The organism is Mucilaginibacter aquatilis, from assembly GCF_009755275.1.
GTDB classification, from domain to species: domain Bacteria; phylum Bacteroidota; class Bacteroidia; order Sphingobacteriales; family Sphingobacteriaceae; genus Mucilaginibacter; species Mucilaginibacter aquatilis.
Genome location: NZ_WQLA01000006.1, coordinates 55754 through 74213 on the forward strand (window position 1 = coordinate 55754; position 18460 = coordinate 74213).

Consider the following 18460-nt stretch of genomic DNA (forward strand, 5'->3'; position numbering starts at 1 on the left):
ACTCCTATTTAATTGCGTATTTTTGCAAAATATAAGCAAACTTAATAGTTATATAATTACGTAACATCATAAAATATACAGCGTCTTAGGTAGAGTTTAAACGGCCGGTAAAAGTTAAAAGATTATTAGAAACATGGCATTTTACACTTTCCCCGTTAATTATTACTCAAAAGTTTGTTACGGCGTCCTTAAAATTAAAATGTGTTACAAAGGTTATTTTAAATATTTATTAGTTGCTTTATTACTATTTACAGCGGTTACAGCTGTAAATGCTCAAAATACTATAGTAACCGGTTTTGTTACCGATGCTGCCACTAAGCAGCCTTTATCATACGTAACGGTTAGCTTTCCGGGTACAACCACGGGTATAAACACTGATAGTAAAGGCCGTTATACCCTTTCCACATCTAACCGTAGTTATACTAAGCTGCAAGTTTCTTTTGTAGGTTATAAAACATCAATTATTGATATTACGCCAGGCAAAGAGCAAACTGTAAACGTTAAACTACAACCTGATAACACTGAACTTGATGCTGTACTTATTAGACGCGGCAAAAAGAAGAAGTACAGCAATAAAGATAACCCTGCAGTAGAACTCATTAGAAAAGTAATAGCTAACAAAGAAAAAAACCGGCCCGAAGCATACAATTACGTAGAGTACAAAGGTTATGAGCGCCTTAACTTTTCGTTCATTAACGTGTCGGAAAACTTTAGCGATAAAAAGTTCTTCCGCAGGTACAAATTCCTGCTCGATAACCGCGATACCACAACCGTACCAGGAAAAAACCTCTTACCCGTATACCTGAACGAAAAAGTATACCAGTATTACTACAGCAAAAACCCTGAAAGAAAAAAAACAACTGTATTAGGAGAAAAAGGGGTAAACTTTGGTAGCTTTTTGGATAGTGAGGGTATTGGCGTTTACTTTAAGCACCTCTATCAAAACGTTGATATTTATGCCAACAGTACCGTTTTGGTAACTAACGAGTTTTTAAGTCCTATATCTGACGCTGCACCCTCAAGCTATAAATTCTTTATTACTGACACCATTGTTGTCGACAATAACAAGGTGGTTGAGCTAAGCTTTACACCGCGTAATACCAACGACCAGCTTTTTGAAGGCAGCATATACATAACGCTTGACGGTAACTACGCAGTACAAAAAGCCGACCTTACCATTAACCGCAAAATTAATTTGAACTGGGTAAAATCAATGCACATTATGCTTGACTTTGCCCGCAACACTGATGGACGCTATTACCTGAGCCGCAGTAATACCATGGCCGATTTTGGCATGTCTAAAAACAAAAAAGGCGGCTTATTTGGGCAACGTTTGGCAACATTCAATAATTATGTTACCAACGTGCCACGACCTGATACTACTTATCAGGGAACGCAGGAAATAACCTCCGATGCAGTAAAGCATCGCAGTGACGATTTTTGGGCGCAACAGCGGCAAGATACGCTTACCGGGCCGCAATCAAAGGTATATGCCAACATTGACAGCCTGGGCCGCATGAAATCCTTCCGCCGTACGGTTGACATTGCTTCATTGTTTTTATTTGGTTATAAACAAATTGGCCCGTTTGACCTAGGTCCGGCAAATGCATTTTATAGCTTTAACCCGGTTGAAGGATTCAGGCTGCGTGTAGGCGGGCGTACAAACGTTGAATTCAGTAAACGGGTTTTGCTTGAGGGCTACACTGCATACGGCTTTAAAGATCAGCGTTGGAAATACTTTTTATCCGGAACCTTTTCGCTCAATAACAGCTCTATATTCAGGTTTCCGCAACACTACATTAAAGTAGGCGTCCAACGTGATACCCGCATACCCGGACAAGAGTTGCTGTTTTTACGCGAAGACAATTTTTTGCTTTCATTTAAGCGCGGAAATAACGACAAGTATTTATATAACGATAATTACCGTATAGACTACCTTAAAGAGTTTTCTAACCATTTTTCAATAGGAGTTGGTTTACGTAAATGGACACAGGAACCCGCAGGATCCTTATATTTTGACAACAGTATAAACGGTTTGGCCAACCGCGTTCATGATCTTACCACATCTGAAGCAACGCTTACATTACGCTATGCACCGCACGAAGAATTTTATCAGGGCAAAGTGTACCGTAAATCATTTATTAATAAATACCCAATTATCACCCTCAATTATACTAAAGGCTTTAAAAACGTTTTCAGGGGTGAGTATGATTACAATGACATATCACTGAATATTTACAAACACGTTTTCATGAAGAAACTTGGCGAGGCTGATATATGGATTGACGGTGGTAACACTTTCGGGCAGGTACCTTACCCATTACTTACCATACACCGCGCTAACCAAACGTTTGCGTATGATCCTATCTCGTACAACCTCATGAATTTCCTGGAGTTTGTAAGTGATCACTATGCAAGTATCAACGTTGATCAGCATTTCAAAGGGTTGCTGTTTAACCGTATTCCGCTGTTAAAAAAACTTAAATGGCGCGAGGTAGCCTCTGTAAAATCTTTATGGGGCGGCATCCGTGATGAAAATAATCCCGACCTTCATCCATCACTATACGAGTTTCCAAAAGAAAGTAACGGCGCACCTATTACCTACGCTTTGGGTAGCAAGCCGTATGTTGAAGGCAGTGTAGGTATCGAAAATATTTTTAAGGTTTTAAGGGTTGACCTCGTTAGGCGTTTTAACTACCTCGATCATGCAAACATTGCCGATTGGGGTATCAGAACCCGTATACAATTTATTTTTTAATTAATTTAGCGCCGGAATTTCCGGTTTAAACAAATGGCACAGCAAACATCGTTACGTACAAATTTGCAGTTAGGCATTTACCGCGTAATCGATCCTTTTGTAAAGGTTTTGATTAAAGTTGGCCTTACTCCAAACGCAGTAACCCTTATAGGTTTTATTTTAAATATTGGTGTAGCCGGCATATTTATATGGGGAGCTGAAGAATCAACCCGCGACGATTTATCAGAAGTGGGCTGGGCAGGTGCGTTAATATTATTTGCAGGCTTGTTTGATATGTTAGACGGACAAGTAGCCCGTCTGGGCAATATGAAATCTGTATTCGGTGCCCTGTTTGATTCTGTTTTAGACCGTTACAGTGAGTTGATTATGTTTTTAGGCATATGTTACTACCTCGTTGCCAACCATTATTTCTTAAGCTCAATATTTGCCTTTGTAGCCCTTATAGGATCAATGATGGTAAGCTATGTACGTGCCCGTGCCGAAGGTTTAGGCGTTGAAATAAAAGGCGGGCTAATGCAGCGTCCCGAACGTGTGGTGACCATTGGCCTGTTTGCTCTTATTTGCGGTGTTACCTCGGCCTACATAGGCGGCGATTTTAAATGGTATATTCCAGGTATCAAATATCACGTATTTGAAACCATGTCAATATTCACTGTGCCAATTACCATATTGGCAGTACTAACCAACCTTACCGCATTCCGCCGCCTGATGGATGCAAAAAAAGCTTTAGGCGAACTAAATAACCAAGGTTGAAAAATTAGTAAATGAAACTGAACATCAAAATTGTATTAAGCGGCATTGTTTTAATGCTTGCTACCATTAACGTTGCCCAGGCAGGCAGTATACCTGCCGATACCGTTAAAAACATAAATGCACTGCCAGGCAACCCATACCCTGCGCTGCCTGCAGCTGTAAGCAGGTTGTTTTACGTACAACGTACACCCAACTCTAACACCATAGTTTACGAGCTGAATTTAGATAAAGACGGTAAACCTGATGAAGAAACGCCGGTACACCCCTACTGGATACGTTACCATGATAAAGGTGAGAAAGCAGAACTCAATTTCATTCAGCGAAAATTTGCCTATGGCGTTACCTCAAAAGCCTTAGGAAATGGCAAATATGATATCAGATTTGTGTCATACAAAAAATTTCCGCTTACGCTGATGAAGGGTGCTGACGGAAAATATCATATCTTCGCAACTGTTTCGCAGCGCCAGTTTATTGTTAACCGAATTTTTTTGAGAATAGAAGGTGGCTCATTTTGGGTTCCGAATGTGCGCTTTGTGGAATTTAAAGGAACAGACCCGGCAACCGGTAAAGAAGTTACTGAGCGTTTTAAACCTTGATTAGTGATGAAAAAGAATTACGTTTCCAACTCGAGTGAATCTGTGCGTATGTTTAAAAGCGACCTTTTAGAAGCGCTTTCAAAAGTACACTGGACAGTGCCCCTTTACGTTTTTATACCTATTATAGGCTTTTTAAGTTACTGGGCATTCACCCATACCGGCATTACTGTAGCCGGCTTTTTTGGCCTTATGGTGGCCGGGCTTGCTTTTTGGACTTTTGCCGAGTACATTTTACACCGCTACGTATTTCATTTTGTGCCAAAAGCTGAATGGGCTTTACGTATACATTTTATTTTTCATGGCGTTCACCATGATTATCCAAGTGATGCAAAACGGTTAGTAATGCCCCCATCGGCAAGTATACCAATGGCAACTATATTGTTTTTGCTATTTAACTGGATATTACCTGAGGGATATATCTTCTCATTTTTCCCTGGTTTTCTTATAGGTTACCTTGTATATGATATATCTCATTACGCTATACATCACTTTAACTTTAAAGGTGGTATGTGGAAGCGTATTAAACAACATCATATGCTGCACCATTACCAAGACCCAAGCAAAGGTTACGGTGTTAGCTCACCAATTTGGGATAAAGTTTTCGGCTCTGATTTCATAAAAAAGGCTAAATGAGTTTTGCCCTATCGAAGGGTGCCCCGGTAACTTTTAAAAACTTTTTAATTGTTACCCTGGCCGCTGTTTCTTACCTTCTGGCATCTTACTTCCTTGTTGGGTTTAAAAGTGATCAGATTGTGTTAATCTGTATCTTTTATACTCTTTTCTATGCCTCAGGGGTTACCCGCAAGTTTGTGCTCGGCTTTTCGATATTCATTGTATACTGGATCATCTTTGATTACATGAAAGCTTTTCCAAACTACAATTACAAAGCTGTTCACTTGTCTGAGCTTTATAATTTTGAGAAGCATCTATTTGGCATGGAACAGGCTGGCACTATAGTTACACCAAATGAGTACTGGCGCATTCATGGCACCACTTTCTTAGATATTTTAACAGGACTATTTTACCTCTGCTGGATTCCGGTTCCGCTCGGCTTCGCAGCCTATCTGTTTTTTACACGTAAACGTGAGTTCCTCTATTTTTCGTTAACATTTGTACTGGTAAACCTGCTTGGGTTTGTGGTGTATTACACGTATCCGGCTGCACCACCGTGGTATATTCAATATCATGGCTTTCACTTTTTTAAGGCTACCCCCGGCAATACAGCAGGTTTGAGCAAGTTTGATGCGTACTTTGGCATCTCGCTTTTTAAAGATATCTATTCCAAAGGTTCTAACGTATTTGCGGCAATGCCATCGCTGCACTCAAGCTATCCTTTAATAGTGGTTTATTACGGTTTAAAAAATAAACTTGGCTGGGCTAATATTTTTTTTATAACGGTTACTGTAGGTATATGGTTCGCTGCTGTATACACCAGCCATCACTATTTTCTTGATGTACTTGCTGGTATTACTACTGCTGCATTAGGTATTGCGTTATTCAACCTCATTGTAACAAAATCAAGGCTTATAACTGGTTGGCTGAACCGTTACGAAGCTATAATTCAATAATTTAGGTCCTAATTTTCCACAATTTTACTCCTTATTGTGGATATCCGTTAATCAGGCATGTGATTTGTATATTAAATTGTACATATCATTTCTGATTATGAAAAAGATTTTTTTACTACTTACTTATATATCAGCATTTACTGTAGGCGTTAAAGCCGATACTTTAGATAGCCTTAAACAGCAATTACAGCTTACTACCGATGATAAGGCAAAGGCTATAATATATAATAGCATGGCTGATTGCTACCTGTCATTTAAAACTGCACCCAACAGCTATACTAAACGCATTAACTACGAAAATGCTGTTAATTATACCATGCTGGCCATGAAAACATACTACAAGTATAGTGATACTACGGGTATGATTTATAGCTATAGCAACCTATCGCGTGCATACCGTTCGCAGCGTAAGTTTGCACAAGCTAAATGGTTTATTCTGCAAGCCAATACCCTCTCAAGACACCAGAAGGCTGTACCGTCAATCATAAATACTCTTGTTGATTTGGCTGCCATCAAAATTGATATCAAAGATTACAATTTGGCAAAAAAAGACTTGAAAGAGGCTCACCGCCTAGCAATGAAAAACAAATTAGCTGAACAGGACTCATCTGTAAAAATTGCTTATAGCCGTTTATATACCTTTATTCAGGTACCTCCTGCCGAAAATGTATTCCAGGGGCTTGATGAAACTATCAAAAATGAAGAGTTAGCATATGCAGCTAAGCAAAAAAAACTAGCTGCTCTGGCATCTTTAAAACAACTGAAGAAAACACAAACAGGCAAAAAGAAATTGCTTGCAGCAACTGCAGCATCAAAAATACCTGTACAACAAATTAAGCTAACGGCACCAACTATTAACTGGGAAACCCCTTCAAGTAAAACAAATACTGATAGTTTGAAAACAGTTTCGTTATAGCTGTAAGCTTGCAATAACCATTAAACAATAAAAGCAGCACTTGGGGTGCTGCTTTTTATTGTTTAATGTAGTGCCTTGCGCTTTAACAGGCCGCCGGTAGTATCATCAATACTGTGCTGTATAATAAACGCAGCAGGATCTATCTTTATAATCTTCTCCTTTAATGCCGGTACCTCTAAGCGGGTTACTACGGTGAATATAATATCTCGTGTTTCGTTAATATGACCGTCCTTACCATAACCGCTTTTGCCTTGATAAATGGTAACACCGCGTCCCATTTGCATGGTGATGACCTTTCGTATTACCTCACTTTTTAATGATATTACCGTTATACCGGTGTACTGTTCAATACCATTCAAAATCAAATCAATCATTTTTGAAGCCGATACGTAGGTTAGTATGGAGTACATGGCTCGCTCAATACCTAAAAAATATGCAGCTGTAGAAAAGATGACGATATTCAGAATTAATACAATGTCACTTATTTTAAGTAGCTGCGCCTTACGGCTCAAAAGTAGTGCAGCTATCTCGGTACCATCAAGCACCGCACCGCCGCGCATGGCAAAGCCAATACCCACTCCAATAAACACACCACCAAAAACCGCTGTTAACAGCTTATCAGGCGTTATATCAGGAAAATGCACAAATGCCACACACAATGATAACCCGATGATGCCTACAGTACTTTTAAATGCAAACTGTGCACCGAGCCTTTTATAGCCTAATATCAAAAACGGGATATTCAGCAACACAATATATATGGCAATAGATGTATCGGTTATATTGCCTATAAGCATTGATATACCCGTTACCCCACCATCAATAAAGTGGCTCGATAATAAAAAACCCTTTAACCCTAAAGCCGCCGAAAAAATTCCTAAAACAATTAACAACCAGTCTATAGCAATCTTTTCTTTAGTAACTTTCATATTGTAGTTGTTGCAAAATATTTTTAAATTTATATTAATGAATACCTGTTACAACACAGGTTTGGCGGTAAGATACAAAATCGGGCTTAATTTTTGATAAGAATGGGTATGGAAGGTAAGCAAAAAACGATACTAATTGCAGATGACGACCAGGCTATTGTTGACTCCATGACGGCTATACTTGATCATTCGGGGTATGAGGTATTAAAAGTTTTAGATGGAACATCGGTAATGCAAGCTGTTAAAGCACAGCCCGATTTGATATTGCTTGATATTCAGATGCCCGGCCATGATGGGCAAGCCGTATGTAAGCAGCTTAAGCGCCAGGCCACCACTAAGGATATTCCGGTCATCATGGTTTCGGCCAGTATGGATGTGCGGAACAAGGCTGCCCAGGCAGGCGCTGATGATTATCTTGAAAAGCCATTTGATATGGATGTTCTACAACAGAAAGTATTTTCGCTTTTAAACAGATAGCCTCGGCAACAGGAAAAGATTTATATATTTACGAAAGTTATTTAGCATTTATATAATTCAAACCGACCTTATTCATTAATGAAAAACCTTTCAACATGGGCATGTTGCGCAATCCTGTTGCTTAGCGCATGCAAAAAAGAGAAAATTCAACCCGATTTTTCTTTAACAAAATCTAACTATTACTTAAACGAACCTGTTTTATTTGACAACAAATCTGTAAACGCAAGTTCATACACTTGGGACTTTGGAGATGGAACAACCTCAAGTGAAACCAGTCCGATACATAACTACACCAAGGGGGGCGTATTTCAGGTGAAATTAAGCGCGGGTGATAAAAACATAGTTAAAAGCGTTAGAATTTACCCGGGTACATCAAGCTACCAGGTAGTCAATCAAACAACTTCAAGCGTACCACTGGCATCATTTGGTTTAGATGCTGGTAACAATTTGCAAGACTTTAAGGATCACGGTACAATGATCCCAAATGCAAAATCAGATACTGCATATACCATTTATACACAGGTTGGTATTGGCGGTTACATAGGAAGTAAAGCATTTATAGCTATACAGCCTTATACAATGACCAAATTTGGGCATAGCACTATAGCCATAAATAACAATACTCAAATTTACATGGGTACTTCGGTACAGGCAACCGCTATAAGCGTTAAAAATAAAGTACCGCAGGCAGCAAAATCTATTGCTGACGTTATCACCGATTCAAAATAAAAAACACCATTTAATGAGCTAAAAACTATCAAAAGCCAGCAACTGCCTGGCTTTTGTTGTAACAATAAGCTTTACTTATTGCGTTTGTTAATAAACGCTGATATAATTCTTATCTTGCCAAGATTATAAACATTGCGTGTGACTTTCAAAGACTTTAATTTTAATGAGCAGCTAACCGAAGGCCTGCTGAGCATGGGTTATAAAACGCCCACCGCCATACAACAAAGTGCCATACCTGTTGTAATGGAAGGCAAGGATGTTATTGCCTGTGCGCAAACCGGTACAGGTAAAACTGCTTCATATTTATTACCTGTTTTAAATTTAATTGGTGAGCATCCTAACCACCAAATTAAAGCTTTGATATTAGCTCCTACCCGCGAATTGGCTCAGCAAATTGATCAGCAGGTTGAAGGTCTTGCTTATTTTACCGAGATAAGTTCACAGGCCATTTTTGGTGGCGGTGATGGCATTGCATATGAGCAGCAACGCCGTGGAATTGACAACAAAGTTGACATATTGATTGCTACACCTGGTCGTTTAATTTCATTCCTGGCATCGGGTTCACTTAAGCTAAATCATCTTCAGTATTTGATTCTTGATGAAGCCGACCGCATGTTAGATATGGGCTTTCAGGAAGATATTATGCGCATTATTAGCCATTTACCGGCTAAACGCCAAACGCTGCTGTTTTCGGCAACTATGCCGGGCAAAATAAGGCAACTGGCGCGCACTATTTTAAATGAGCCCGAGCAAATAAACATTGCTATTTCACAGCCTGCATCAGGCATTAACCAGCAAATTTACAAGGTGCATGATGAGCAGAAAACCAAGCTTTTGGTAAGTATTTTAAAAAGCGGCGCATTCAACAGCATCATTATATTTTCATCTACCAAAGACCGCGTTAAATCCCTTAATAAAGAACTTAAAGCTACCGGTCTTAAAGTTGACGCATTCCATTCAGACATTAAACAAAGCGAACGCGAAGACATATTACTTGATTTTAAAAACAAGACGCTTCCTATTATAATTGGTACCGATGCACTTTCGCGCGGTATAGATGTTGAGGGTATTGACTTAGTGGTAAACTATGACGTACCGCCCGATCCGGAAGATTACATACACCGTATTGGCCGTACTGCCAGAGCAGCTACCACCGGCACCGCAATAACTTTTGTTAACCAGCGCGATTTCAGGCGATTTCAAAGTATACAACAGTTAATTGATCGCGAAATTGAGGAAGTAACGCTCCCGCCCGAATTTGGAGAAGCACCGAAGTTTAAAGCTGATGCAAACAACCGCCCACGCCGTGGCCGGGGCAATAACCGCAGTAATAACAATCGCAACCGTAAACCCGGCAGCGGCCCAAAACAGCAAGCCAAAGGGCAGTAATCTTATTGTAACCGTAGTTGCTGGCTACAAAACATAGCAATGGTTAATGAGTTACTACTTGGCCTTTAATAATTTTTAACACCCCATTTACTGGCCCAGGCTGCATATCGGTTTATCACCTTTTGCGGGCTATAAGTATACCACGCATAACCAGAGCGGCGCTCGCGCAATACCTCGGCTAATGAATATACCACTTTACTATCCCTGTTGCAGAATAAAGGTTTACGAGTATCTATTTCGTAATAGCGTGTCCAAATTTGTGGCGCGTTTATATCTTCTACCACTACTCTATCGGTGCGTGATATGGTAAACTTACTGGTATCAGGCTTAGCCTTTATCGTCTCTACCCTTGTACCTTTAATTGCCGATGCTTTGAACCACGCTACAGCGCTTTGCACGGCTTTTATAACCCTTGGTGCTGGCTTATCTAACTGCATCAGCAAAAGCACAATGCCAACGCTCTCTGCACTGCAAATTGCTGCCGGCTCAAACGCCCGTGCCCAGGCAGGTTTAAGCGTATACTCATCATGTTGCTGACACCATGCAGCAGAACCTACTTTATCGGTAATCTGCGTATTTAAAATACAGGTTATACCTTTATTAAAAGCCGCTTTTACGCTATTGCGCAACTGCTTGTCCAAAAAACCGTACTCGGTATCATTCTCACCAATTTCTTTTAGTAGTTTCATAATACCGATGAAAGCATCATCATTGTAAGTTATGTGGCTGCTATAATTTTTTTGAAGCGGATAATACTGTGGCCATCCGCCGTTACTGTACTGCGCGTTAAGTATAAATTTAATACCCTTTACAGCCGTTTCCTTAAACCTTGCAGCATGCGTAACGTTATAAACACCTGCCAGGTAAGCCACATGGGTGTACGAGGTGCCATTGTCAAATGTGGTATTTAAAATATTTTTAGCGCCTTTTATGCTATCTAACTGCTGTGGGGTAAGTATGGCCGTCATATCATAGTTTTTTGGCCAGCCTCCGTTTTCCTTTTGATATACTATGATGTTATCTCCTATGGCCTCTAACTGGTCTGCCTTGTATTTAGGTTGATTCTTCTTAGGATTGATAATATTATGCTTATCAGCAATGCCATACCAGTGCGATGCACTGCTGGAGAAATTGCTGATATCAGTATTTTTATGAAGCTGGTTTTGTGCAAACATTAAATTACTGCACAAAAGCGCAAAGGCTAACAGGAAAATTCTTCTCATAAAGGTTGCTTAAAGGTAATTAATACCCATTTATAAACAATAAGTTCCTGACGTAACTTGCTTACATATATGTAACAACAGCGTGACTTTAAGTTGATATGAGGTTTACCTATATTGGCTTTATGAAACTAAAACTTAACTCACTGACCTTTTTACCTGCCGTAGCTTTGCTCTTATCAAGCAGTTTTGCGCACGCTCAAAACAGCGTTATTGATCAGATTGTAAAGGAGGGCAATGAAAACTCTCAGCTCGAAACCCTGGCACGCGAACTAATGGACGGTATAGGTCCGCGCCTCGTGGGCACTCCGCAAATGCTCAAAGCAAACGAATGGGCTGTAGCCAAATACAAAAAATGGGGTGTAAGTGCCCGCAACGAAAAATGGGGTGAATGGCGTGGATGGGAACGCGGCATCTCACATATTGACATGGTTTATCCGCGCGTAAAATCATTAGAAGGTACACAGCTTGCCTGGAGCCCCGGCATGGGCGACAAAACAGTTACTGCCGAGGTAATTGCCCTACCCGACCTTGCAGATTCAGCTGCTTATCAGGCATGGTTACCATCTATCAAAGGTAAGTTCATTATGATATCAATGCCGCAACCAACCGGCAGGCCAGATTATAACTGGAAGGAATTTGCCATGAAAGAGTCGTTTGACAAAATGCAGGCCGACCGCACGGCCAAAACAACCGCATGGGCAAACCGCATCAAAAAAACAGGTTTTACATCACGTACACTTCCGGTAATACTTGAAAATGCCGGTGCCGCAGGTATAATCACCTCTAACTGGTCGGCAGGCTTTGGCGTTGATAAAATATTCAGCGCTTATACTAAAAAGGTTCCTACAGTTGATGTAGCTTTAGAAGATTACAGCTTACTATACCGCTTAACCGAATCAGGCATTAAGCCCAAAATAAGCATGCACACCGAATCAAAAGAACTGGGTGTAGTGCCAACCTACAATACCTTAGCCGAAATTAAAGGCGGGGCTAAGGCAAACGAGTACGTAATGCTTTCAGCTCACTTCGATTCGTGGGACGGAGGTACTGGTGCTACCGATAATGGCACCGGAACACTTACCATGATGGAGGCAATGCGTATTTTGAAAAAGGTATATCCTAAGCCTAAACGTACCATTTTGGTAGGTCATTGGGGAAGTGAAGAGCAAGGTCTTAACGGTTCACGGGCTTTTGTAGAAGACCATCCGGAAATCGTAAAAAATCTTCAGGCATTATTCAATCAGGACAACGGCACCGGAAGAGTTGTAAACATTGGCGGACAAGGTTATGCTAAAGCTGCTGACTATATAACCCGTTGGTTAAAGCCAGTACCATCATACATACGCGATTCTATAAAAACGAGCTTCCCGGGCGTACCAGGAGCAGGCGGATCAGACTTCGCTTCGTTTGTTGCTGTTGGCGCTCCCGGCTTCTCATTATCTTCATTAGGGTGGAGCTATGGAAATTACACCTGGCACACTAATCGCGACACTTATGATAAAATTGTGTTTGATGATGTACGCCGCAACGCTATACTAACCGCCATACTAATTTATATGGCCAGTGAGGATGCAGAAAGAACATCAACTGAAAGAGCACCTTTAGGCACCAATCCACGCACCGGCCAGCCCTTGAAATGGCCAGAGCAGGTTAAAGCAACCCGCCGCGGTGGACTTGATTAGTCTGCAAACGGATATTACACTTTTTAAAAGCGCTCATCTAAACTGATGAGCGCTTTTCATTTAAAGCAATACCAACAAATATTTTACAGGATTTAGGCATCAATTTTCGTATACAGATAATATTGTATAACAGGTTGTAAACATATTACACTAAACTTTATTGCACAGGTAGCATATTTGATATGTATACCCAATTAAACTAAATCGAAGTTTATTTATAAACCTGTTAAATGAGTAAAAAAGTATTAAGCACAATGATGCTGATGGCCACCTTTGCGGCGGCAAAAGCACAATATCCTGTTATTCCACCTGCTGTGCAGGCTAAAGCCGATTCAGCGCTTGCGGTAGAAAAAAAGTTAAGTGATGATGCATGGAATAAAGCACAGGCAGTTATAAAGCGCGACGAGAAAAACGGAAAACCTTTCGTTCCGTGGGCATCTAAGCCGTCTGATTTGCCTCAAGCAAAAATACCAGCCTTCCCGGGGGCTGAAGGCGGAGGAGCCTATACTCCCGGCGGTAGAGGTGGAAAAGTATACGTAATAACCAGCCTAGCAGACAGAGGACCAGGTACTTTTCGCGAGGCTTGTGAACAAGGCGGCGCACGTGTTATTGTTTTTAATGTAGCCGGTATTATTAAACTTAAAAGCCCGGTAATTATACGCGCACCGTACATTACCATTGCCGGCCAAACTGCTCCGGGCGATGGCGTTTGCATAGCCAATGAATCGGTATGGATTGATACGCACGATGTAGTTATACGCTATATGCGGTTTCGCAGGGGCGCTACAGACGTTGCTCGTCGTGATGACGGTTTGGGCGGCAATCCGGTTGGTAATATTATCATTGACCATGTTTCGGCAAGCTGGGGTTTAGATGAAAACATGTCGCTTTACCGCCATGTATATGATCGTGGTGGAGAGAAACAGGAAAAGTTACCTACAGTAAATATCACCATTCAAAACTCAATTTTTTCTGAAGCTTTAGATACTTACAATCATGCTTTTGGCAGCACTATAGGCGGCCTTAACAGCACGTTTATGCGCAACCTTTGGGCTAACAACATTGCGCGTAACCCATCGGTAGGTATGTATGGAGATTTTGGCTTTGTAAATAATGTTGTGTTCAATTGGTGGAACCGCAGTGCCGATGGTGGCGATGACAGGTCATTATTCAACTTCATCAACAATTATTACAAACCGGGGCCAATTACTCCATTAAATCAGCCCGTGGGTCATCGCATCTTAAAACCCGAGGGTAGCCGTGAAAAAGGCCGCCATGAAGTTTACGGGCGTGTGTATGCTAACGGCAATATTGTAGAGGGAAATGAAAAAGTAACCAAAAACAATTGGGATGGCGGTATACAAATTGGCAATATGCCTGATGCAGGACGTTACACCGATAGCATTAAAGCTGACAAGCCGTTCCCTATGGCAAAGGTTAAGATAGTGACAGCTAAAGAGGCTTACGACTACGTGCTGGCAAATGTTGGGGCTACCCTACCGAAGCGCGATGCCGTTGATACGCGCATTACCCAGGTAGTTAAAACAGGTAAAATTATTTACGAAGAGGGAACTGATAACACCATAGGTAAAGAATTTATTAAACACCGCCTACCGGCAGATTCATACAAACAAGGTATAATTACCCACCCCGATCAGGTTGGCGGCTATCCTAACTATAACGGCACGCCTTACAAAGACAGTGATAATGATGGAATGCCCGACAGCTATGAACTTGCACATGGCCTTAACCCTAAAAACGCAGCTGACGCAACACTTGCAGCAAAAAACGGAAGTGGTTATACCAATATCGAGGTTTATTTGAACAGTGTGGTTCCACTGGCAAAAGTGGTACCCGGAGCAAAATAATTAAGTCATTTTTTTTACGGCCTGCTATTTAAAATAAGTAGCAGGCCTTTTTTATGCTTCATACAGTAAGTAATATGCAGTTTGTTGCCTAACCGTCGCTCAAAACAAAAGCGATAACAACCTTAGTCATTATCGCTTCAAGAGTCTTTATGTATTATAGCTGTTAATTACCACCGGCGCCTTGTGCCGAACCAATAGCAGCAAGCTCTTTACCAGTTTTAGTTGCACCGGCTGCAAGGTTTGGAGCCGACACTTTTAACTTTTGCCCAGGTAAAGGCTTTTTACCTTTAACGTTATTCCAAATACGTAAGTCTTCTTCGTCTATTCCGTATTTTCCAGCAATAGTGCTGTAGGTTTCACCTCTTTTTACAATATGAGAAGTACCTCCTTTAGCAGTTATAGCTATATCCTCTTCGGGTTGTGGGGTGTATATCTTTTGTATAGGTGCAACCACTTCACCGTTTAGGGCGGCGTAAAGCTGAGGATACTGCTCTTTGCCAATTTGCGGTATAACAATACGGCGCGGAGCCTTGGTTGTTCCGTTGATAACGCGTTTGGTATATGATGGATTAAGCAGCGATAATTGGTTCACATCAATACTTAAGGCCTTAGCAATGTTACTCAATGATATAAACTTGTTAACCATTACCGTATCAGTGTTCATAGTAATATTGCAGGCTTGTGGCACAATGCCATGCTCGTTATGGTACTTCATAACATACATGGTTGCTATAAAGGCAGGTACATAACCGCGTGTTTCGGCTGGTAAATATTGCCTTATCGACCAAAAATCAACCGCATCTGCTTGCTGCATAGCGCGCTCAACACTATTTTTACCACAGTTGTACGAAGCAATTGCCAGCAGCCAGTCGCCAAACTCCTGGTAGGCATCGCGCAGGTATGCAGCAGCCGCGTAACTTGCCTGTATAGGGTCGCGGCGCTCATCAACATAATTATTCATATCCAAACCGTAAATTTTTGCGGTTGAATACATAAACTGCCATGGGCCGGTAGCGCCTACGCGCGATACGGCATTAGGATTTAGCGCCGATTCTACTATAGACAGATACTTGATTTCGTCAGGAATACCGGCATCTTTAAAAGCCTTTTCGTAAATAGGGAAATAGTATTTGCTTAGGCCTATAATACGCCCCATTTCATCTCTCCGGCCTGCAGATGTATAATTACTAATGTAAGCTTGTACAAATTCGTTATAATCAAGCTGCACATCGCCCTGAATTGCGTCAAGACGAGTACGGTACGGAGAATTTTGGTAAGATATTTGCTTTAACTGTGTAATTACAGGCGTATTAACTGCAGCGGGCCTATAGCTTTGCATATAGTTAGGCCTAAAATTTTCTTCATATAATGAAGTATCGGTGTATGCAGGTTGGGCAAGTGAGGTTAAAGACTGAAAAGTAGCAACACAAAAAATGATCGTAAATAATTTCTTCATTCTCAAGCTTATAATTACGCGTATTTCGATAAATTACTAAAGTATTAACTTTTACGCAATCCAGCAAAATAAGTTGCAAAGTTTAACAAATCGGCTTCGGCGAAGGCTTTGGTAACCAGTTGTAACCCTAACGGTAAATTTTTGCTATTGTTTTGCACTGGCAAAGATATAGCCGGCACACCGGCAAGTGATGCCTGTACTGTAAATATGTCTTCCAGATATGTTACTACCGGATCAATATCAGTACGCCCTATCTTAAACGCAGGCTCGGGCGCCGTAGGTGTAAGTATGAAATCGTATCGCTTTAAAATCTCATCGGTGCGCTCTTTAATAAGCCGCCTTACTTTTTGCGCTTTAGCGTAATAAGCGTCATAATAACCTGCACTCAGCACAAATGTACCAAGCATAATACGGCGCTTAACCTCAGTTCCAAATCCTTCAGAACGTGAACGCTTGTAAGTACTGGTCAAATCAGTTGCGTTTGCACTGCGGTAACCGTAATGAACACCGTCGTAACGGGCCAGGTTTGAAGATGCCTCGGCCATAGTAAGTATGTAGTAAGTTGGTACTACATAGTCCAGGTATTCAAAAGATACCGGTTCAACGGTATGTCCATCTGCTTTAAGCTGTTCAATAGCGGCTAAAAGGGTTTGTTTAACTTCAGCATCAAGCCCTTCGCTATCAAACACTTCTTTTATATAGGCTATTTTCCTTTTTTGATCAGTATTAATTTTCACGGCACTATAGCGCTCAACAGGCTTGCGCGATGCTGTACTGTCATAATCATCAGCACCGGCTATAACTTCAAGTATCAATGCAGCATCCTCTACCGAACGGGTAATTGGCCCCGGCTGATCAAAAGAAGAAGCATATGCGATAATACCATGCCTCGAAACGCGCCCGTAAGTAGGCTTAAGCCCTACCACACCACAAAAAGAGGCAGGCTGACGGATTGAGCCGCCAGTATCTGTACCGATGGCAGCATGGCACATACCTGCCTGCACAGCTACCGCCGAGCCACCTGATGAACCACCCGGAACGCGGCTTTCATCGGCCATGTTTTTTACAGGGCCGTAGTATGAATTTTCGTTTGCACCGCCCATGGCAAATTCATCACAATTGCACCTGCCAATAATAATGGCATCCTCGGCAAGCAAACGCTCCACCACGGTTGATGAAAAAATTGATTTGAAGCCATGTAAAATTTTTGATGAAGCAGTAACTTCATGGCCTTTATAACAGATGTTGTCTTTAATGGCAATCACCATTCCGGCAAGGCGTCCAGTGGTTTCGTTGCTTTGCAGGCGAAGATCCAAGGAATTAGCTTGTGCAATTGCTTCCTCTTCAAAAACCTCGTTATAAGCGTTTAAGTGAGCATATTGCTTAATATTAGCGAGGTAAGTATTTACCAGGTCTTTAACAGTAACCGTTCCGGATTTTAAATCGTGCTGAATTTCTATTAAAGTGGTATACATTTTTCCCATAGGCCGCTAAAATAAAAAAACTTATCAGTTGATAATAAAAATTACCAACCAATAAGTTTCAAAAGGTATAAATTACCGAATAAAATTTCCCTTACTGAGAAACTTTACTTTTTTCTTCGGCCGTATCTTTATTAGATGCGTCTTTAAATTCTTTCACGCCCTGACCTAAACCTCTCATTAGTTCAGGAATTTTGCGTCCTCCGAACAGAATTAAGATTGCAATGATGATCAGAATAATTTCTGGTGCTCCTAAACCCATGATTTAATGATTTTTGTTTTTAATATTCTTTTTTAACACTGGTTTCTGCCTTTTCGTGCTCTTCACTTACAGCAGTTGAGTTGTGTGTGTCGGTTTCAGTATCGGTATTATAGTTATTACGATATTCAGGTTCTGATGGTTTTTCGTCGAAGCTGTTTATTTGGTTGTGAATTTCACGCTTAACACCTTCTGACGCATCTTTAAAATCGCGGATTCCTTTACCTAGTCCGCGGGCCAGCTCAGGAAGTTTATTACCACCAAATAACAAAAGGGCAACAAACAAGATGAGTATAAATTCGGGTCCGCCGATATTAAACAACTCCAAAAGCACCGGACTATACATAATGATTTATTTAAAGGTACAAATATATAC

17 protein-coding genes are annotated in these 18460 nt (G+C 41.0%); 11 read left to right on the top strand and 6 right to left on the bottom strand.

Going from position 1 to position 18460, the window contains the following annotated elements; all coding sequences use genetic code 11:
- Positions 1–133: 133 nt before the first annotated feature.
- The 6 genes from GO816_RS14625 (at position 134) to GO816_RS14650 (ending at position 6591) form a co-directional block, all read left to right on the top strand.
- Positions 134–2758 (top strand): DUF5686 and carboxypeptidase-like regulatory domain-containing protein, encoded by a 2625-nt coding sequence (locus GO816_RS14625; RefSeq protein ID WP_232336589.1) that lies wholly within the window; start codon positions 134–136, stop codon positions 2756–2758.
- Between the two features lie 33 nt (positions 2759–2791).
- Complete coding sequence (locus tag GO816_RS14630) at positions 2792–3511, top strand: CDP-alcohol phosphatidyltransferase family protein (protein ID WP_157542688.1); 720 nt, start codon at positions 2792–2794, stop codon at positions 3509–3511.
- 11 nt (positions 3512–3522) lie between these two features.
- The gene (locus GO816_RS14635) at positions 3523–4107 is read left to right on the top strand and encodes a DUF4833 domain-containing protein (protein WP_198171529.1); all 585 of its coding nucleotides are present in this window, start codon (positions 3523–3525) and stop codon (positions 4105–4107) included.
- Positions 4108–4113: 6 nt separating this feature from the next.
- Complete coding sequence (locus tag GO816_RS14640) at positions 4114–4740, top strand: sterol desaturase family protein (protein WP_157542689.1); 627 nt, start codon at positions 4114–4116, stop codon at positions 4738–4740.
- A complete protein-coding gene (locus GO816_RS14645) occupies positions 4737–5675 on the top strand; it encodes a phosphatase PAP2 family protein (RefSeq protein WP_157542690.1) in 939 nt (312 codons plus the stop codon). Before GO816_RS14640 ends, GO816_RS14645 begins: the two co-directional genes overlap by 4 nt.
- A 97-nt stretch (positions 5676–5772) precedes the next feature.
- Positions 5773–6591, top strand: a complete 819-nt coding sequence (locus GO816_RS14650; protein ID WP_157542691.1) for a hypothetical protein — start codon at positions 5773–5775, stop codon at positions 6589–6591.
- 62 nt (positions 6592–6653) lie between these two features.
- On the opposite strand, the gene GO816_RS14655 is transcribed toward GO816_RS14650, so the two are convergent.
- Positions 6654–7520: a YitT family protein gene (locus GO816_RS14655; protein WP_157542692.1), complete on the bottom strand. Its 867-nt coding sequence runs from the start codon at positions 7518–7520 to the stop codon at positions 6654–6656.
- A gap of 102 nt (positions 7521–7622) precedes the next feature.
- Between GO816_RS14655 and GO816_RS14660 the strand changes: the two genes are divergently transcribed.
- The 3 genes from GO816_RS14660 (at position 7623) to GO816_RS14670 (ending at position 10115) form a co-directional block, all read left to right on the top strand.
- Positions 7623–7997 (top strand): response regulator transcription factor, encoded by a 375-nt coding sequence (locus tag GO816_RS14660; RefSeq protein ID WP_232336590.1) that lies wholly within the window; start codon positions 7623–7625, stop codon positions 7995–7997.
- Between the two features lie 78 nt (positions 7998–8075).
- A complete protein-coding gene (locus tag GO816_RS14665) occupies positions 8076–8726 on the top strand; it encodes a PKD domain-containing protein (RefSeq protein ID WP_157542694.1) in 651 nt (216 codons plus the stop codon).
- 138 nt (positions 8727–8864) lie between these two features.
- Complete coding sequence (locus tag GO816_RS14670) at positions 8865–10115, top strand: DEAD/DEAH box helicase (RefSeq protein ID WP_317163641.1); 1251 nt, start codon at positions 8865–8867, stop codon at positions 10113–10115.
- 65 nt (positions 10116–10180) lie between these two features.
- On the opposite strand, the gene pelA is transcribed toward GO816_RS14670, so the two are convergent.
- Positions 10181–11338 (bottom strand): pectate lyase, encoded by a 1158-nt coding sequence (gene pelA / locus GO816_RS14675; RefSeq protein ID WP_157542695.1) that lies wholly within the window; start codon positions 11336–11338, stop codon positions 10181–10183.
- A gap of 122 nt (positions 11339–11460) precedes the next feature.
- Here pelA and GO816_RS14680 point away from each other — a divergent pair, with 122 nt between their 5' ends.
- A complete protein-coding gene (locus tag GO816_RS14680) occupies positions 11461–13020 on the top strand; it encodes a M20/M25/M40 family metallo-hydrolase (RefSeq protein ID WP_157542696.1) in 1560 nt (519 codons plus the stop codon).
- A 230-nt stretch (positions 13021–13250) separates the two neighbouring features.
- Positions 13251–14888, top strand: a complete 1638-nt coding sequence (locus GO816_RS14685; RefSeq protein WP_157542697.1) for a polysaccharide lyase — start codon at positions 13251–13253, stop codon at positions 14886–14888.
- Positions 14889–15051: 163 nt separating this feature from the next.
- On the opposite strand, the gene GO816_RS14690 is transcribed toward GO816_RS14685, so the two are convergent.
- The 4 genes from GO816_RS14690 to GO816_RS14705 all read right to left on the bottom strand — a co-directional run bounded on the left by GO816_RS14690 (position 15052) and on the right by GO816_RS14705 (position 18430).
- Positions 15052–16344 carry a lytic transglycosylase domain-containing protein gene (locus tag GO816_RS14690; RefSeq protein WP_157542698.1) on the bottom strand — a complete coding sequence of 431 codons (1293 nt, stop codon included), beginning with the start codon at positions 16342–16344 and terminating at the stop codon, positions 15052–15054.
- Positions 16345–16388: 44 nt separating this feature from the next.
- On the bottom strand, positions 16389–17828 hold the full coding sequence (gatA, locus tag GO816_RS14695) for an Asp-tRNA(Asn)/Glu-tRNA(Gln) amidotransferase subunit GatA (RefSeq protein WP_157542699.1): 1440 nt from the start codon (positions 17826–17828) through the stop codon (positions 16389–16391).
- A 91-nt stretch (positions 17829–17919) separates the two neighbouring features.
- On the bottom strand, positions 17920–18087 hold the full coding sequence (locus GO816_RS14700) for a Sec-independent protein translocase subunit TatA/TatB (protein ID WP_157542700.1): 168 nt from the start codon (positions 18085–18087) through the stop codon (positions 17920–17922).
- A gap of 19 nt (positions 18088–18106) precedes the next feature.
- A complete protein-coding gene (locus tag GO816_RS14705) occupies positions 18107–18430 on the bottom strand; it encodes a Sec-independent protein translocase subunit TatA/TatB (RefSeq protein ID WP_157542701.1) in 324 nt (107 codons plus the stop codon).
- Positions 18431–18460 lie beyond the last annotated feature (30 nt).

Bases quoted from the DNA above. Each gene is read 5' to 3' on its own strand.
- GO816_RS14645 (WP_157542690.1), top strand. From the start codon at position 4,737: ATGAGTTTTGCCCTATCGAAGGGTGCCCCGGTAACTTTTAAAAACTTT.
- GO816_RS14655 (WP_157542692.1), bottom strand. From the start codon at position 7,520: ATGAAAGTTACTAAAGAAAAGATTGCTATAGACTGGTTGTTAATTGTT.
- GO816_RS14625 (WP_232336589.1), top strand. From the start codon at position 134: ATGGCATTTTACACTTTCCCCGTTAATTATTACTCAAAAGTTTGTTAC.
- GO816_RS14640 (WP_157542689.1), top strand. From the start codon at position 4,114: ATGAAAAAGAATTACGTTTCCAACTCGAGTGAATCTGTGCGTATGTTT.
- GO816_RS14635 (WP_198171529.1), top strand. From the start codon at position 3,523: ATGAAACTGAACATCAAAATTGTATTAAGCGGCATTGTTTTAATGCTT.
- GO816_RS14660 (WP_232336590.1), top strand. From the start codon at position 7,623: ATGGGTATGGAAGGTAAGCAAAAAACGATACTAATTGCAGATGACGAC.
- GO816_RS14650 (WP_157542691.1), top strand. From the start codon at position 5,773: ATGAAAAAGATTTTTTTACTACTTACTTATATATCAGCATTTACTGTA.
- pelA (WP_157542695.1), bottom strand. From the start codon at position 11,338: ATGAGAAGAATTTTCCTGTTAGCCTTTGCGCTTTTGTGCAGTAATTTA.
- gatA (WP_157542699.1), bottom strand. From the start codon at position 17,828: ATGGGAAAAATGTATACCACTTTAATAGAAATTCAGCACGATTTAAAA.
- GO816_RS14680 (WP_157542696.1), top strand. From the start codon at position 11,461: ATGAAACTAAAACTTAACTCACTGACCTTTTTACCTGCCGTAGCTTTG.
- GO816_RS14705 (WP_157542701.1), bottom strand. From the start codon at position 18,430: ATGTATAGTCCGGTGCTTTTGGAGTTGTTTAATATCGGCGGACCCGAA.
- GO816_RS14700 (WP_157542700.1), bottom strand. From the start codon at position 18,087: ATGGGTTTAGGAGCACCAGAAATTATTCTGATCATCATTGCAATCTTA.
- GO816_RS14630 (WP_157542688.1), top strand. From the start codon at position 2,792: ATGGCACAGCAAACATCGTTACGTACAAATTTGCAGTTAGGCATTTAC.
- GO816_RS14690 (WP_157542698.1), bottom strand. From the start codon at position 16,344: ATGAAGAAATTATTTACGATCATTTTTTGTGTTGCTACTTTTCAGTCT.
- GO816_RS14685 (WP_157542697.1), top strand. From the start codon at position 13,251: ATGAGTAAAAAAGTATTAAGCACAATGATGCTGATGGCCACCTTTGCG.
- GO816_RS14665 (WP_157542694.1), top strand. From the start codon at position 8,076: ATGAAAAACCTTTCAACATGGGCATGTTGCGCAATCCTGTTGCTTAGC.